We start from the raw sequence: 274 nt of genomic DNA, 5'->3' as shown, positions 1-274 counted from the left end.
ACAGGAGTATTCGCAGCAGGATATAACGGAGAGTTGAAAAGTAAAGTGGGATTCAAAGGCATCGCCAAAAAGGTGGTGCTTTTTATTTTGGTTGGCGCGGCCGTCCAGCTCGATACAGTACTTGGAAGTAACAATGCAATTCGTGAAGCTACAATCTTCTTCTTCATGGGTAATGAGTTACTTTCACTTTTAGAAAACGCTGGTCGTATGGGAATTCCCTTACCTTCAGCATTAACAAATGCAGTTGAAATTTTAGGTGGTAAGAACAATAAGA

At 40.9% G+C, this 274-nt stretch carries 1 protein-coding gene; it reads left to right on the top strand.

Going from position 1 to position 274, the window contains the following annotated elements; translation table 11 throughout:
* Positions 1 to 274 (top strand): phage holin family protein (locus KVT11_RS19855; RefSeq protein ID WP_217609147.1); only part of this gene is annotated, 274 nt, incomplete at both ends.

The organism is Bacillus sp. GbtcB10 (genome assembly GCF_019091365.1).
GTDB classification, from domain to species: domain Bacteria; phylum Bacillota; class Bacilli; order Bacillales; family Bacillaceae; genus Bacillus; species Bacillus altitudinis.
The sequence above is the reverse complement of the archived record's forward strand: the minus strand, read 5'-3'. Positions and strand labels throughout refer to the sequence as shown.